This is a genomic window from Nocardiopsis sp. M1B1 (assembly GCF_052466615.1).
The window spans coordinates 4657400-4673330 of sequence record NZ_CP196194.1; the positions used below are offsets into that span (position 1 = coordinate 4657400).

At 68.3% G+C, this 15931-nt stretch carries 10 protein-coding genes and 3 rRNA genes; 6 read left to right on the forward strand and 7 right to left on the reverse strand.

Annotated features, from left to right (window positions below):
* The first annotated feature begins 20 nt into the window (after nucleotides 1-20).
* A complete protein-coding gene (locus tag ACSTA4_RS20215) occupies nucleotides 21-1298 on the forward strand; it encodes a DUF1015 family protein (RefSeq protein WP_444960622.1) in 1278 nt (425 codons plus the stop codon).
* On the opposite strand, the gene ACSTA4_RS20220 is transcribed toward ACSTA4_RS20215, so the two are convergent.
* Nucleotides 1279-2793: a serine hydrolase domain-containing protein gene (locus tag ACSTA4_RS20220; protein ID WP_444960623.1), complete on the reverse strand. Its 1515-nt coding sequence runs from the start codon at nucleotides 2791-2793 to the stop codon at nucleotides 1279-1281. The two genes, ACSTA4_RS20215 and ACSTA4_RS20220, sit on opposite strands and share 20 nt — an antisense overlap.
* A 196-nt stretch (nucleotides 2794-2989) precedes the next feature.
* On the opposite strand from ACSTA4_RS20220, the gene ACSTA4_RS20225 reads away from it, so the two are divergent.
* Nucleotides 2990-3796, forward strand: coding sequence for an aminoglycoside N(3)-acetyltransferase (locus tag ACSTA4_RS20225; RefSeq protein WP_444960624.1), 807 nt, complete (start codon nucleotides 2990-2992; stop codon nucleotides 3794-3796).
* Between the two features lie 152 nt (nucleotides 3797-3948).
* Complete coding sequence (locus ACSTA4_RS20230; RefSeq protein WP_444960625.1) at nucleotides 3949-4956, forward strand: HAD-IIA family hydrolase; 1008 nt, start codon at nucleotides 3949-3951, stop codon at nucleotides 4954-4956.
* A gap of 17 nt (nucleotides 4957-4973) precedes the next feature.
* Here the strand turns inward: ACSTA4_RS20230 and ACSTA4_RS20235 are convergent, their stop codons facing one another.
* Complete coding sequence (locus ACSTA4_RS20235) at nucleotides 4974-5402, reverse strand: single-stranded DNA-binding protein (protein ID WP_444960626.1); 429 nt, start codon at nucleotides 5400-5402, stop codon at nucleotides 4974-4976.
* Between the two features lie 326 nt (nucleotides 5403-5728).
* On the opposite strand from ACSTA4_RS20235, the gene ACSTA4_RS20240 reads away from it, so the two are divergent.
* Complete coding sequence (locus ACSTA4_RS20240; protein WP_444964222.1) at nucleotides 5729-6730, forward strand: MBL fold metallo-hydrolase; 1002 nt, start codon at nucleotides 5729-5731, stop codon at nucleotides 6728-6730.
* A gap of 179 nt (nucleotides 6731-6909) precedes the next feature.
* Nucleotides 6910-7845, forward strand: a complete 936-nt coding sequence (locus ACSTA4_RS20245) for a GNAT family N-acetyltransferase (protein ID WP_444960627.1) — start codon at nucleotides 6910-6912, stop codon at nucleotides 7843-7845.
* On the opposite strand, the gene ACSTA4_RS20250 is transcribed toward ACSTA4_RS20245, so the two are convergent.
* The gene (locus tag ACSTA4_RS20250; RefSeq protein WP_444960628.1) at nucleotides 7835-8257 is read right to left on the reverse strand and encodes an NUDIX hydrolase; all 423 of its coding nucleotides are present in this window, start codon (nucleotides 8255-8257) and stop codon (nucleotides 7835-7837) included. The two genes, ACSTA4_RS20245 and ACSTA4_RS20250, sit on opposite strands and share 11 nt — an antisense overlap.
* A 65-nt stretch (nucleotides 8258-8322) precedes the next feature.
* Complete coding sequence (locus tag ACSTA4_RS20255; RefSeq protein ID WP_444960629.1) at nucleotides 8323-9018, reverse strand: hypothetical protein; 696 nt, start codon at nucleotides 9016-9018, stop codon at nucleotides 8323-8325.
* Between the two features lie 15 nt (nucleotides 9019-9033).
* Here ACSTA4_RS20255 and ACSTA4_RS20260 point away from each other — a divergent pair, with 15 nt between their 5' ends.
* Nucleotides 9034-9993 (forward strand): hypothetical protein, encoded by a 960-nt coding sequence (locus ACSTA4_RS20260; protein ID WP_444960630.1) that lies wholly within the window; start codon nucleotides 9034-9036, stop codon nucleotides 9991-9993.
* 276 nt (nucleotides 9994-10269) lie between these two features.
* Here the strand turns inward: ACSTA4_RS20260 and rrf are convergent.
* From rrf to ACSTA4_RS20275, 3 genes are all read right to left on the reverse strand, one after another.
* Nucleotides 10270-10385, reverse strand: a 5S ribosomal RNA gene (gene rrf / locus ACSTA4_RS20265).
* Between the two features lie 104 nt (nucleotides 10386-10489).
* Nucleotides 10490-13588 (reverse strand): 23S ribosomal RNA (locus ACSTA4_RS20270).
* Nucleotides 13589-13906: 318 nt separating this feature from the next.
* A 16S ribosomal RNA gene (locus tag ACSTA4_RS20275) occupies nucleotides 13907-15439 on the reverse strand.
* The 16S, 23S and 5S rRNA genes sit together here, the layout of an rRNA operon.
* Nucleotides 15440-15931: the final 492 nt, after the last annotated feature.

Consider the following 15931-nt stretch of genomic DNA (forward strand, 5'->3'; position numbering starts at 1 on the left):
GTGACGGGTACCGTGCTGGGATGCCACGCCAACCTCTCGAACTGGCGCCCTTCCGCGGTCTGCGCTACACCGACCCCGACGCGGACCGCTTCGTCGACGGGGAGTTCGACCTCGCACGGCTCCTGGCCCCTCCCTACGACATCCCCGACGCCGACGAGGCGCGGGCGCTCCAGCGCTCCGACCCGCACAACGCGGCGCGGGTCACCCTGCCCTTCGAGCTGAGCCGCCAGAGCCCCGCCGGGACGGGGACGGCCGTGCCGCGCCGCTACCGCACGGCCGCCGACCTGCTGCGCAGCTGGATCGACGACGGGGTGCTCGCGCTGGATCCGCGACCGGCGCTGTACGTGTACGAGCAGGTTACGGCCGACGGGCGGCGCCAGCGCGGACTGGTGGGCAACCTGCGCCTGCCCGAGGAGGGCGCCGAACCCGCCGTGCGCCCGCACGAGGACGTGGCCGACCCGCCGGTGCGCGACCGGTTCCACCTGATGGGCCTGGCCCGGGCCAACCTCGAACCGATCTTCCTGGTCTACCGGGGCGGCGACGGGTACGCGTCGGCCGCCACCGAGGCGGTCGCGGGCGCCCCGCTGACGCACGCGCGCACCCGCGACGGAGCCGAGCACCGGCTGTGGGCGGTCACCGACCCCGCCGTGCTGCGGCGGATCAGCGCAGACCTGGCGGGCCGGTCCGCGCTGATCGCCGACGGACACCACCGCTACGCCGCCTACCGGCGCCTGCGCACCGCCCACGACGACCCGGGCTGGCGCTACGGGCTGGCCCTGCTCGTGGACAGCGACACCCACCCGCCCCGGCTGGGCGCCATCCACCGGGTGCTGCCCGGCCTGGACACCGACGCCGCGGTCGAGGCCGCCCGCGCGGTGGCCTTCGTGGAAAGGGTCGCGGCCCCCCGCGCACACGCCCTGGACCGGGTGGAGGCGCCCGCCCTGCTGCTGGTCTCCGCCGAGGGCGACGCCCACCTGGTGCACGGCTTCGACGAGCGGGTGCTGGAGCGGGCCATGCCCGACCGCTCCCCGCAGTGGCGGCGCCTGTCCACGGCCGCCCTGCACCAGGTGCTGCTGCCGCTGTGGGAGGTACCGGAGGAGCGGGTGCGGATGGTGCACGACGACCCGGCCGAGGCGGTCGCCGCCGCCCGCGACGAGAAGGGCACGGCCGTCATCGTGCCCCCGCTGCGCGTGGAACAGGTGTACGCGGTGGCCGACCGCGGGGAGCTGACCCCCCGCAAGTCCACCTCGTTCGGCCCCAAACCGCGCACGGGTCTGGTCATGCGCCTCCTGGGCTGAGGGAGCGGCCCCGGGCCGACCGCCGCGCTCCGACGAGGCGGGCCGCCCGGGCCGCGTACACCACGGCGAAGGCGAGCGCGGCGGCCACCAGCAGGACCAGGGGGGCGGGGGCCAGGTAGAAGGTCTGCCCCCAGGTCATGTCGCGGCCCTGGGCCAGCAGCGCCGCCAACCGGTTCGGGAACACGGCCGCGACCATGACGGCCAGCCCCGGCAGCAGGCGCACCGCGCCGCGCCACCGGGGGCGCACACGGACGGCCTCCGTCCAGACACCGGCGCGCCGCACACCCCGCTGGGCGAGGTAGCCGGTCAGCCCGATCAGGGCGACCGACACCAGGTCGAGCGCCAACAGCACCGGAGCGCTCGACGCGGCGGGCTCCCCGCCCTCGGCCAGGGCCACCAGCCCGTACAGCAGCGCGGAGGCGTCGGCGCTGCCCAGCCCGGTGTTGGCCATCACCGCGATGCCGTACCCGCTCCCGGGCAGCAGCGCCTGGTGCGCGGTGTAGGTGAACTGGATGCCCCCGTGCGAGACCATCGGGTCGCCCGCCGGGCTCTCCCCGGTGTTCCAGCCCAGCGCGGTGTCGCCGCCCGCACCGCCGACCGGGGTGTGGGTGGCGGTGATTCCCTCCTCCGACAGGACGCGGGCGCCGTCGGCTCCCCGTCCCCCGTTGTTCTGCGCGACCAGCCAGCGGGCCATGTCGTGCGCGGTGGTGACCATGCCGCCCGCGCCGTTGAAGTAGCTCTGCGGCTCGGGCGCCGCGACGGCCCCGCCCAGGACGGCGACGTGCCCGGGCGCCACCCCCGCCGCGAAGACCTCCTCCGCGGTGTCGACGGTGACCGTGTCGTCCATGCCCAGCGGTGTGAACACGCGCTCGTCCATGTACTCGCCGAAGGCGCGGCCGCCGAGGACCTCCACCAGCCGGGCCGCGACGTGGTAGTTGGGGTTGTGGTAGTGGAACTCGGTGCCCGGATCGGCGGCCAGCCCGGCGCCGGCCATCCTGGCGAGCGCCCCCTCCAGGTCCTCGGCGGCGGGGGCGCTCTTCTCCCGGAAGGCGGTGTCGGACATCCCCGAGGTGTGGGTGAGCAGTTGGCGAACGGTGACGAGGTCGGCACGCGGGTCATCGAGGACGAACCCCGGCAGATGCCGCGCCACCCGGTCGTCGAGCGCGAGCGCGCCGTCCTCCACGAGCTGCATGACGGCCAGGGCGGTGAAGGCCTTGCTGACCGAGGCCACACCCATGGGGGTGTCGGCGGTGATCGCCCCGCCCTCCGAGTCGGTGCCGTAGCCCGCCGCGCGCACCACCTCGGTGCCCCGGGTCACGGCGACGGCGGCCCCCGGAAGGGGTGAGGCGTCCAGGTAGTCGGACACGTAGGCGTCCACGGCCTCGGGGGTCAGCGCGCCCGGGGCCGTGTCGGGGACCTCGGCCCGGGCGGGTGCGGCGGTGAGCAGCAGGAGGGCGGCGGCCAGGCCCGCCGCCGCGATTCTGGTCAGGGACATGGGGACCATCGTGCTCGGCGCGACCCGTCCGCGACCACGGTGCCGACCGTACGCGCACCCTGGGGTTTTCCCCACCCCCCGCCCCCGGCGCGCCTCCCCCCGGCCCCGACCGTCCGATATCCACTGGCCCGGCACCGGCCGCCTGCTGTACCCATGGTGATCTGCTCCCTTCCCTTCCAGCCGAGGAGTCCCCAGCGTGCCCGCCCGAGCGAAGAACCCCGGCCGACCGCAGACCCGGGCCTCCCTGACCCGCGACCTGACCGCGCTGGGGATCGCGCCCACCGACACCCTCCTGGTGCACTCCTCCCTCAGCGCGCTGGGCTGGGTGTGCGGTGGTGAGCAGGCCCTCGTGCAGGCCCTCATGGACGCCGTCGGCTCCGGGGGAACGCTCGTCGTGCCCACCCAGACCATGGACAACACCGACCCCGCCGGGTGGTGCGACCCCCCGGTCCCCGAGGACTGGTGGCCGGTCATCCGCGCGCAGGCGCCCGGGTTCGACCCGCGCCTGACACCGAGCAGGTACATGGGCCGCGTCCCGGAGATGGTGCGCACCTGGCCGGGAGCGGTACGCAGCGCGAACCCGCAGACCTCCTTCGCCGCCCTGGGCCCCCTCGCCCGCGACCTCATGGCGCACCACCCGGTCGGCTGCCGCCTGGGCGAGGACTCCCCGCTCGCCGCGCTGGAACGCGTCCGGGCCAAGGTCCTGCTGCTGGGCACGGGGTTCGACTCCTGCACCGCCTTCCACCTGGCCGAGTACCGCGTCCCGCGGCCCCGCCCTGAGCGGTCCGGATGCGCGGTCCTGACCCCGGACGGCGGCCGGGAGTGGGTGTCCTTCACCGACGTGCTCCTGGACGAGGAGGACTTCGCACGGCTGGGCGCCGACTTCGAGAGCACCGGGGCCGTGACCTCGGGCCCCGTGGGCGAGGCCACCGCACGGCTGTTCTCCCTCCCCGGGGCGGTGGCCTTCGCGTCCAGCTGGATGACCGTGAACCGGGACAGGTGACCCCCGCCCCGGGGCGTCCGGCGCCCGCAGCCGTACCGGCGGATCAGCGATGCAGCGCACACCCCGGCCCCGGGCGGACGGTCCCGGCCGAGCGGACCCGCGCCATAGCCTGGGAGACGACCACCGCCATCACACGGAACGGGTTCTCCGCCATGTCCCTGCTCGCCGCAGACCGCCCCCTGAACGAGATCCACGACGCGATGCTCCTGGACCTGGACGGGGTGGTCTACATCGGCCCGCGGGCCGTACCGGCGGCACCGGAGGCGGTGGGCAAGGCGCGGGCCGCCGGAGCCCGGGTGGCGTTCGTGACCAACAACGCCGGGCGCACCCCGGCGCGCATCGCCGAGCACCTGACCGAACTGGGCGTGGGCGCCGCCCCCGAGGACGTGGTGACCTCCGCGGAGGCCGCCGCCCGCCTGGTGGGCGAACACCACCCCGCGGGTTCGGACGTACTGGTGGTGGGCGACACCGCGCTGCGCCAGGCGGTGCGCAGGATGGGACTGCGCCCGGTGTCGGTGGACAGCCCCTCGGTGGTGGCCGTGGTGCAGGGCTACTCCCGGCACATGACCCGCGACCTGCTCGACCAGGGCACGGTCGCGGTCCGGCGCGGCGCGTTCTACGTGGCCAGCAACAACGACGCCACCGCGCCCAGCGAGTGGGGCCTGACCCCCGGCAACGGGTCCTTCGTCCGGGTCATCGCCAACGCCACCGGGGTCGAACCCGTCGTCGCCGGAAAGCCCATGCGTCCGCTGCACGAGGAGGGCATCCTGCGCACCGGAGCGCGCAACCCCCTGATCGTGGGCGACCGTCTGGACACCGACATCGAGGGCGCGACCACGCACGGCGCGGCCGGGATGCTGGTGCTGACGGGGGTGGCCACCCCGATGGACGCCCTCGCCGCACCCGAGCACCAGCGTCCCAGCTACCTGGCGTGGGACCTGTCGGGCATGAACCACACGCACCCGGCCGTCGTCCGCGAGGGCGACCGCACCCGCTGCGCGGGGTGGACGGTGACCGTCACCGGCGGCGCACCGCGCGTCGAGGGGGACGGGGACCGGCTGGACGGGCTGCGCGCACTGTGCGCGGCGGTCTGGGCGGACCGGGCAGCGGACCCGTCCGGCCCCGCCGCACGCGAGGCGCTGTCCCGCCTGGGCTGGTGAGCCCGCGCGGCGGGCCCTCACCGCCGCACCGCCCCGGGCTCGGGGCCGTCGGCCGCCCGGACCAGGGTGGCGGTCCTGACCTCCACCTCGCACACGCTGCGTACGCCCTCCCGGCCCCGCCAGGTGCGGCGGCGCAGCTCCCCGGTCATCCGGACCACGTCGCCCAGCCGCCAGGCGCGGATCCCCTCGTGCAGGTCGCGGTCGAAACTGGTGCAGGTGATCGAGTCGGACCGGCGTCCGCGGTAGCGGCTGTCGCGGGTGCGGGCCACACAGACCCGCCACGTGGCCAACCGGTCGCCGCTGGGCAGCTCGCGGATGAGGGGCCGGGCGGTGATCCGCCCGGCCACGAGGATCTCGTTGCGGTGCTCGGACTCACACGGGTCCTGCCGCGGGGACGGGGTGTCGGGGGCGGTCCGGCTCGGGGCGACCGCGGACTCCTGCTGCATGTGGACGTCCTCCCATGGGTGGAGAGCGAGGAGACGGGCGCGACGCGAAGCAGGGTCGCGGGGCCGGGAACCGACGGTCCGGCCATCCGCGTGCGGTGGGGGCGTGCGCTCTCCCACCAGGATCCCCCGGCGAAGCTCCGGGCGAAAGGCCCGGTGTGAGGCTGTGGACAACCCGCCCCGGCGCCGACCGCGCTCCGCGCAGCCCCTCCGGCGAGGACCGGGCTGGCCCCGCCCCGACCAGCCGTGACACCCTTGTCCTAGAGTCGGGTCCTGTCCGGTTCGGCCCCGCCGAACCCCACGACGACCGAGGAACAGGGGTGCTTGCAGTGCACGACGACGTGGACGTGAGCGGTCTGCCCGAGGGGATCACCCCGCTGGGCGACGACATCTTCGCCATCGACACGATGCTCGCCGGATACCCGGGGATCGTGTCGAGCTACCTCATCCGCTCCCAACGGCCCTGCGTCGTCGAGGTCGGCACCGCCGGTTCCGCGCGGGTCCTGCACGAGGCCGTCACCCGCCTCGGGCTGGCCCCCGCGGACCTGGCCACCATCGTGGTCACCCACATCCACCTCGACCACGCGGGCGGCACCGGCGACATGGCCGCCCTGTTCCCCAACGCCGAGATCGTCGTGCACGAGCGCGGCGCCCGCCACCTGGCCGACCCGAGCAGGCTGATGCGCAGCGCCGAGATGGTGTGGGGCGACCGTCTGGACAGCCTGTTCGGACGGATGAACCCCACCGAGGCGTCCCGTATCCGTTCGGTGGCCGAGACGGGGGAGATCGACCTGGGCGGCGGACGCCGACTGGTGACCCACTACGCCCCCGGCCACGCCAAGCACCACATGGGCCTGGTCGACACCCTCACCGGCGACCTGTACGTCGGCGACGCGCTGGGCGTGTACAAGCCGCTCACCGGAGAGGTCAGCCCGGCCACGCCGCCGCCGGACTTCGACATGGAGGCGTGCCTGCGCACCCTGCGGCTGTTCGGGGACATCGACGCCCAGCGGCTGATGTTCTCCCACTTCGGCGCGGTCACCTCGGTCCCCGAGACCCTCGACCGGGCCGAGTCCGAGCTGCGGCTGTGGGTGGAGACGGTGCGCGAGTCCCACGGCAGCACCGGCGACCTGGACCACGCGATCGCCATGGTGCGCGACAAGGTGGTCTCGCGCTACGCGCCGATGCCGCCGGAGGTGCCCGCGGAGTCCGCCGCGATCCTGGACACCCTCAGCGGCGCGGAGGCCAACGTGTCCGGCATCGTGCACTGGCTGGACCGGCTCGCCCGGGAGCAGGCCGAGGCCCGGACCGCGGAGGAGGAGCGCTCCTGAGCGGTCCCGGACGGCCCTCGCGGTCCCCGGCGTCGGAGCGCGGACGTCCGCGCTCCGACGCGGAGGCGCGGAGGCGCGGAGGCGCGGAGCGGCCCCGGCATCGCACGGCCGCCGGACGCGGCGCCCGGACCGCGGGAAAACCGGGTGCGCCCGCCGGACCCCGGACCTAGTCTCACCCCATGACGACTCAGATCCGCCCCATGGAGCGGGCCGACATCCCCCGGGTCCTCCCCCTCCTGCGCGCCGTCCACCCCTGCCGCGTGCTGACCGGGGAAGCGATGCGCTGGCGGGCGGAGAACCCCCTGCCCGGCATGCGCGAGACCACTCTGCTGGCGGTGGAGGACGGGGCCCCGGTGGGCTTCCTGCGCTCCGCGCTGCGCCGCGACGGCGAGGGCCCCCGCAGCGGCCGGTCCCTCCTCGCCACGGTCGCCGCCTCCCACCGGGACACGGACGTGGGCGCGCGCCTGCTGGACGCCTCGGAGCGCCACCTCGTCGAGGGCGGGGCCGAGGTACTGCGGACCGAGGCCGCCGAGGAGGACGTCCAGGCCGGAGGTGAGGCCTTCCGGCGGACGGTGCTGGAACGGGGGTACACCCCGGAGGACACCAACCTCGTCCTGGGCCTGGACCTGGCCGCGCTCACCGACCCGCCGAGAGCACCCGAGGGCGTCGAGCTGCGGCCCTTCGGCGACTACGCCGACGACCCGCGCGAGATCTACGAGGTCGACAGGCTGACCAGCCTGGACGAGCCGGGCGCGGACTCCTGGTTCCCCTCCTACGAGGGGTGGCGCAAGGACGTGTGGCAGCACCCGCTCCGCGCACCGGACCTGTCCCTGCTGGCGCTGGTCGAGGGCGTACCGGCCGCCATCACCTGTTACGTCAGCGACGGGGAGGCCCGGATGGAGTCGTCCATGACCGGCACCCTGCGCGAGTTCCGGGGGCGCGGTCTGGCCGGGTACGCCAAGGCCGCTGCACTGCACCGGGCGCGTGAACGGGGCATGCGCTACGCCTACACCGGCAACCACGAGGACAACGCGCCGATGCTGGCCGCGAACCGGCGGCTCGGCTACGCCCCGGTCGGTTCCGAGACCGTCTACGTCCGGCGGCTCAGGGGTTAGCGGACGGCCCCGGCGGCGCCCCGGGCAGCCCCAGCTCCCGGAGCAGGTGGGCGTAGAGTCCGTCCGCCCAGGAGAGTTCGTCGTCGGAGGGCAGGACGTCGAAGGCCCGCACCTCCACGGTCTCGAACTCCCCGGTCAGCGGGGCCAGCGCGGTCACCTGCGCGTGGGTGACCACCGTGACGTGACCGCCGGAGAGCACGTAGTGACCGACGGCGCTGATGTCGCCGAGGGTGGCGCCGGCCTCCTCCCGGGCCTCACGGCGCGCGGTGTCCTGGAGGGTCTCCCCCGGTTCGGCGTGCCCGCCGGGAAACTCCCAGGCACGGCGCCGGTTGCGCACCAGCAGGGGCCGGTCACCGGTGTAGGTCAGGCACACCACGGAGTCGTGGGCCTCAGGGAGGGCCCCCAGGCGCACGACGGCACCGCCGAGCGGAGCGTCTCCGCCCGGCGGTGCGGTACCGCCGGTTCCGTGGAAGGGGCTCAGTCCCGGTCCTCACGGCCGCGGTACCGTTCGCCTCGGTCACGGTCACGGTCGCGGTCGCGCGGGGACGCGTCCTCCTCCGGCTCCTCCAGGAGTTCCTGCTCCTCGGCGTCGGTCCAGACGATGCCGTCCTCGGCGTCGTAGTCGACCAGCTCCATACCCTCCAGGGCGGCCAGCCGCTCGTCGGCGTCGGTGACGCCGTCACTGTCCACGGCCGAGGCGCGCGAGAAGTACTCGCGGGCGTCGTCCTCGCGGCCCAGTTCCTCCAGGACGTCGGCGTAGGCGTAGAAGAGGCGGGCGACCCACGGACGGGCGCGCCGCTCCTTGAGCTCGGGCACCTGGAGTTCGGCCAGGGCGGCCTTGGTGTCGCCCATGTCCCGGCGGGCCCCGGAGGCCACGATGCGCAGCTCGATGCGTTCGGCGGCGTCCAGGTCCTTGGCGGCCGGGTCGTTGGTGATCTCCAGCGCCCGCTCGGGACGGCCCAGACCGCGCTCGCTGTCGGCCATGATCGCGAGGAAGTTGTCGCGTCCGCTCATCCGGCGTGCGGCGCGCAGGTCTGACAGGGCCTCCTGCCACTTGCCCACGGTGTAGGCCGCCACGCCGGAGGCCTCGCGGACGCCGGGGACGCGCGACGCCTTGCGGCGCGCGTAGGCCGCGTGGGCGTAGGCCCGCTCGGGGTCCTCGTCCAGGAGCATGCCGGCGGCGACGATGTGCTTGCCGACGAGTTCGGCCAGCGATTTGGGCAGCGAGTGCAGGTCACGCCTGGTCTCGGGGTCCAGCAGGGAGTAGCTGACCTCCTCCGGGAGCTGGGGCGCGATGTCGGCCGGGTCGCGGTCCTCGCGAGGCGGACGGCGGTCGTCGCGCCGGTCGTCACGGCCGCGGAACCCGCCGCCACGGCGGTCGTCCCTGCGCCCGCCGTCCCGGAAGCCGCCCCCTCGACGGTCGTCGCGGCGGTCCCCACCACGGAACCCACCACGGTCGTCACGGCGGTCGTCACGGCCACGGAAACCAGCGCGGTCGCGGTCCCCGCCACGGAAGCCGCCCCGATCATCCCGCCGGTCGTCACGGCGGTCATCCCTGCGGTCGTCCCGGCCGCGGTAGCCGCCCCTGTCGTCACGGCGGTCATCCCTGCGGTCGTCGCGGCGGTCATCCCTACGGTCGTCACGGCCGCGGTAGCCGCCCCTGTCGTCACGGCGGTCCCCGCCACGGAACCCACCACGGTCGTCACGGCGATCTCCGCTACGGAATCCGCCGCGGTCGTCGCGGCGCTCTCCACCGCGGAACCCGCCCCTGTCGTCACGGCGGTCACGGCGCTCTCCGCCGCCTTCGCTGCGGAAGCCGCCGCGGTCATCGCGTCGTTCGTCACGGCCCCGGAAACCGCCACCGCCGCGACGCTCGTCACGACCCTGGTAACCCCCGCGGTCACGGTCGTCCCGGCGGTATCCTCCGCGCCGGTCGTCACGACCTCTGTCATCTCTGGAACCGCTGTAGCCGGACCGGGCGCGGGGTCCGTCACCGCGTCCCCGACCACCAGGTCCACCGGAGCGATAACCGCCGCGCTCGTTGGCTCCGGAGTCCTCGCGGTCTCCCGATCGGCTGTCCTCAGTCATCCAACCCGTCCGTCAACAATCAAAAGCGCTGCCACCTTGAGCAGTAGCAGCGCGTCATAGTACTCGTGCCTTCCAGCTTACGACATGGTGTCGCCGCTCATCACCAGAGCGCAGGTGCCCAAGGTCCTACTTTCCCAGCAGCGTCTGCGCACACCGGATCGGGTTGTCCACAGCACGGAACAGGCTCTAGCCCTGCCCGGCCCGCATCCGGTTGACTGGAAACAAGGGGGCCCACCCAAGCACCCACACCCCCACACGCCCACCCCCGCGTTCACAAACGCACAAACACCAGCAAAAAAAAGGGGGCCGCCCACAGGCGACCCCCTTCAAGAAAAACCGTGGCAGCGACCTACTCTCCCACCCCACCACAGGGCAGTACCATCAGCGCAAAGAGACTTAACGACCGGGTTCGGAAAGAGACCGGGTGTGACCCTCCAGCAATAACCACCACGGAAACCACACACCACCCACCCGACTCCACCCACCCCACAAGGGCAGGGAATCACAGCGAGCAGCAAGCTCCGTGAACAATGTGCGCGAACATCCAATTATCTGCAGCGGACAAGCCCTCGGCCTATTAGTACCGGTCAGCTCCACCCCTCACAGGGCTTCCACACCCGGCCTATCAACCCCATCGTCTATAGGGAGCCTTACCCTCTCAAAGGAGGCAGGAGACCTCATCTCGAAGCAAGCTTCCCGCTTAGATGCTTTCAGCGGTTATCCCTCCCGAACGTAGCCAACCAGCCATGCCCTTGGCAGGACAACTGGCACACCAGAGGTTCGTCCGTCCCGGTCCTCTCGTACTAGGGACAGCCCTTCTCAAGTCTCCAACGCGCACAGCGGATAGGGACCGAACTGTCTCACGACGTTCTAAACCCAGCTCGCGTGCCGCTTTAATGGGCGAACAGCCCAACCCTTGGGACCAACTCCAGCCCCAGGATGCGACGAGCCGACATCGAGGTGCCAAACCATCCCGTCGATATGGACTCTTGGGGAAGATCAGCCTGTTATCCCCGGGGTACCTTTTAGCCGTTGAGCGACACCGCTTCCACACGCCGGTGCCGGATCACTAGTCCCAGCTTTCGCTCCTGCTCGACACGTCCGTCTCACAGTCAAGCTCCCTTGTGCACTTACACTCAACACCTGATTACCAACCAGGCTGAGGGAACCTTTGGGCGCCTCCGTTACTCTTTGGGAGGCAACCGCCCCAGTTAAACTACCCACCAGACACTGTCCCCGAACCGGATCACGGTCCAAAGTTAGATGCCCGAAACAGTCAGAGTGGTATTTCACCAACGCCTCCACCGCCACTAGCGTGACAGCTTCACCGGCTCCCACCTATCCTACACAAACCATCCCAAACACCAATGTCAAGCTATAGTGAAGGTCCCGGGGTCTTTCCGTCCTGCTGCGCGAAACGAGCATCTTTACTCGTAGTGCAATTTCACCGGGCCCATGGTTGAGACAGTGGGGAAGTCGTTACGCCATTCGTGCAGGTCGGAACTTACCCGACAAGGAATTTCGCTACCTTAGGATGGTTATAGTTACCACCGCCGTTTACTGGCGCTTAGATTCCCAGCTTCGCAAGGGTAAACCCCCACTAACCAGTCCTCTTAACGTTCCAGCACCGGGCAGGCGTCAGTCCGTATACAGCGTCTTACGACTTCGCACGGACCTGTGTTTTTAATAAACAGTCGCTTCCCCCCGCTATCTGCGACCCCACCCAGCTCAGGATGCAAGATCCGTCACCAGACAGGGCTCCCCTTCTCCCAAAGTTACGGGGACAATTTGCCGAGTTCCTTAACCATGGTTCACCCGAACGCCTCGGTATTCTCTACCTGACCACCTGCGTCGGTTTAGGGTACTGGCCACACACGAACTCGCTAGAGGCTTTTCTCGACAGCATGGGATCACTCACTTCACCAAAAACGGCTCGGCATCACGTCTCAACCTTCATGGTGTGCGGATTTGCCAACACACCGGCCTACACGCTTACCCCCGGACAACCGCCGCCGGGTAGAGCTACCCTCCTGCGTCACCCCATCACTTACCTACTACAAGCTCGGTTCCCAGACCAACAACCAACCTCAACCCGAAGGTCGAAGAAGGAGTCAGCGTGGTTAGCATCACCTGATTCAGTACTGGACGCTCGTGCACGGGTACGGGAATATCAACCCGTTATCCATCGACTACGCCTGTCGGCCTCGCCTTAGGTCCAGACTCACCCTGGGCGGATTAACCTGCCCCAGGAACCCTTAGTCAATCGGCGGCAACGTTTCTCACGTTGCTTTCGCTACTCATGCCTGCATTCTCACTCGCACGCCCTCCACCACACGATCACTCGGCAGCTTCACCGGACGCACGACGCTCCCCTACCAACCCAAGAATCTAGTCTTGAGCTTCACAGCTTCGGCGGTGTGCTTTAGCCCCGCTACATTATCGGCGCAGAACCACTTGACCAGTGAGCTATTACGCACTCTTTAAAGGATGGCTGCTTCTAAGCCAACCTCCTGGTTGTCTCAGCAACTCCACAACCTTTCCCACTTAGCACACGCTTAGGGGCCTTAGCTGATGATCTGGGCTGTTTCCCTCTCGACTACGAAGCTTATCCCCCGCAGTCTCACTGCCGCGCTTCACTTCACCGGCATTCGGAGTTTGTCTGACGTCAGTAACCTTGTCGGGCCCATCAGCCAAACAGTAGCTCTACCTCCAGCAAGAAACACGCGACGCTGCACCTAAATGCATTTCGGGGAGAACCAGCTATCACGGAGTTTGATTGGCCTTTCACCCCTACCCACACCTCATCCCCCAGGTTTTCAACCCTGGTGGGTTCGGGCCTCCACGAGGTCTTACCCCCGCTTCACCCTGGACATGGGTAGATCACTCCGCTTCGGGTCCACAGCATGCGACTCAAATCGCCCTATTCAGACTCGGTTTCCCTACGGCTACCCCACCCGGGTTAACCTCGCCACACACCATGACTCGCAGGCTCATTCTTCAAAAGGCACGCCATCACCAAACACGAAGTTCAGCTCTGACGGCTTGACAGCACACGGTTTCAGGTACTATTTCACGACCCCTCACCGGGGCACTTTTCACCTTTCCCTCACGGTACTAGTGCACTATCGGTCACCAGGACGTATTTTGGCTTAGCAGGTGGTCCTGCCAGATTCACACGGACTTTCACGGGCTCCGCGCTACTCGGGAATACATCCAACACCTAGGTTCTTCCTACACCTACGGGACTCTCACCCACTCCGGTACCGCTTCCCAACGGTTTCAGCTACAAGAACCACTCAGCGCTCTGGATCGGCAGACCCAGACAGACGCATCCCACAACCCCGCAAACGCAACGACTGCCGTCTATCACACGCCTACGGTTTAGCCTCTTCCCCGTTCGCTCACCACTACTAGGAGAATCACTGTTGTTTACTCTTCCTACGGGTACTGAGATGTTTCACTTCCCCGCGTCACCACCAACCACCCTATACATTCAGGTGGCGGCAACCCGACACAACTCGGGCTAGGTTTCCCCATTCGGACACCCACGGATCACAGCTCGGTTGACAGCTCCCCGTGGCCTATCGCGGCCTCCCACGTCCTTCATCGGCGCCTGGTGCCAAGGCATCCACCGTGTGCCACTATCACTTGGCCACTACAGATAATAAGATGCTCGCGCACACTATTCACAAATCAAAACACCAACCGCATACCCCAACACCACTCACATCCTCAGCCACAACGGCAAGGAACCGAGAGTTCTCAGAGGCGGTCCGCGGGAACCAACACCCACTCCAAACCGGAGCAGAGGTTGTTTCCTCAGACACCCAACAGCGCGCCCCCGGACGCTTCTAGTCGCCCGAGGTCAAGTTCAATTTGTCTTTGAGCCATCCTGGATACTGCACGCAGCACCAGGTCCACTTTCGAGTCCGGCCGGCTGTAGAAGTAATGCCGACCTGTAAAGACTCCTTAGAAAGGAGGTGATCCAGCCGCACCTTCCGGTACGGCTACCTTGTTACGACTTCGTCCCAATCGCCAGCCCCACCTTCACTCACTCCCTCCCACAAGGGGTTAGGCCGCAAGTTTCGGGTGTTGCCGACTTTCATGACGTGACGGGCGGTGTGTACAAGGCCCGGGAACGTATTCACCGCGGCGTTGCTGATCCGCGATTACTAGCGACTCCACCTTCATGGGGTCGAGTTGCAGACCCCAATCCGAACTGAGACCGGCTTTTAGGGATTCGCTCCACCTTACGGTATCGCACGCCCATTGTACCGGCCATTGTAGCATGTTTGCAGCCCAAGACATAAGGGGCATGATGACTTGACGTCATCCCCACCTTCCTCCGAGTTGACCCCGGCAGTCTCCCATGAGTCCCCACCATTACGTGCTGGCAACATGGAACAAGGGTTGCGCTCGTTGCGGGACTTAACCCAACATCTCACGACACGAGCTGACGACAGCCATGCACCACCTGTCACCCGCCAACTAAATGACCTCACATCTCTGCGAGTCCACGGGTGATGTCAAACCTTGGTAAGGTTCTTCGCGTTGCGTCGAATTAAGCAACATGCTCCGCCGCTTGTGCGGGCCCCCGTCAATTCCTTTGAGTTTTAGCCTTGCGGCCGTACTCCCCAGGCGGGGCGCTTAATGCGTTAGCTACGGCGCGGAAACCGTGGAAAGTCCCCACACCTAGCGCCCAACGTTTACGGCATGGACTACCAGGGTATCTAATCCTGTTCGCTCCCCATGCTTTCGCTCCTCAGCGTCAGGTAAGGCCCAGAGACCCGCCTTCGCCACCGGTGTTCCTCCTGATATCTGCGCATTTCACCGCTACACCAGGAATTCCAGTCTCCCCTACCTACCTCTAGCATGCCCGTATCCACTGCAGAACCGGAGTTAAGCCCCGGTCTTTCACAGCAGACGTGACACGCCGCCTACGAGCTCTTTACGCCCAATAATTCCGGACAACGCTCGGACCCTACGTATTACCGCGGCTGCTGGCACGTAGTTAGCCGGTCCTTATTCCCCACCTACCGTCAACCCGAAGAAAACTTCGAGCCTGCGTTGGTGGTAAAAGAGGTTTACAACCCGAAGGCCGTCATCCCCCACGCGGCGTCGCTGCGTCAGGCTTTCGCCCATTGCGCAATATTCCCCACTGCTGCCTCCCGCAGGAGTCTGGGCCGTGTCTCAGTCCCAGTGTGGCCGGTCGCCCTCTCAGGCCGGCTACCCGTAATCGCCTTGGTAGGCCGTTACCCCACCAACAAGCTGATAGGCCGCGAGCCCATCCCTGACCGAAAAACTTTCCACCCTCCACCATGAGGTGGCGGGTCGTATCCGGTATTAGACGGCGTTTCCACCGCTTATCCCAGAGTCAGGGGCAGGTTGCTCACGTGTTACTCACCCGTTCGCCGCTCGTGTACCCCGAAGGGCCTTACCGCTCGACTTGCATGTGTTAAGCACGCCGCCAGCGTTCGTCCTGAGCCAGGATCAAACTCTCCATAAAGGTCACTCAACCCAACCCGCGTCCCCCGGAGGGTCCGTTCGGGCGGGTAAACCTAGAAGTAATCCTGACCAACCGGGTTACCCCGGCTAATCAAAGGAACCTCCGCACACGAACCGAGATGGTTCTGTGTGACGGGGCCAAAACAAACATGGCTTAAAGAAAATCAAACACGCGCTGTTGAGTTCTCAAGAAACAACCGCTCTTCGCTTACAAGTCCACTCGATGAGAGTGTCGCTTTTCCGCCGAAGGCGTTGTGCGTTTCCGCTTTGTTGTGTCTTTACTTTATCAGGTATTCCGCGCCCCGCCAAATCGGCGGTTTGTGGTGTTTCTGATCGGGGTAAAGCCCGTTTCCTGTTTCGCTTCCGTGTTTCCTTGGAAGCGCCTCCCGAAGCCTAGCCGATGAAGAGCAGTGCTCGAACCGGTTCGGTTGAGAGGAGGAAGAGTACGCGATCGCGGTCCGGTTCCGAGTCGACCCGAGGGCCGCTCGCCGTC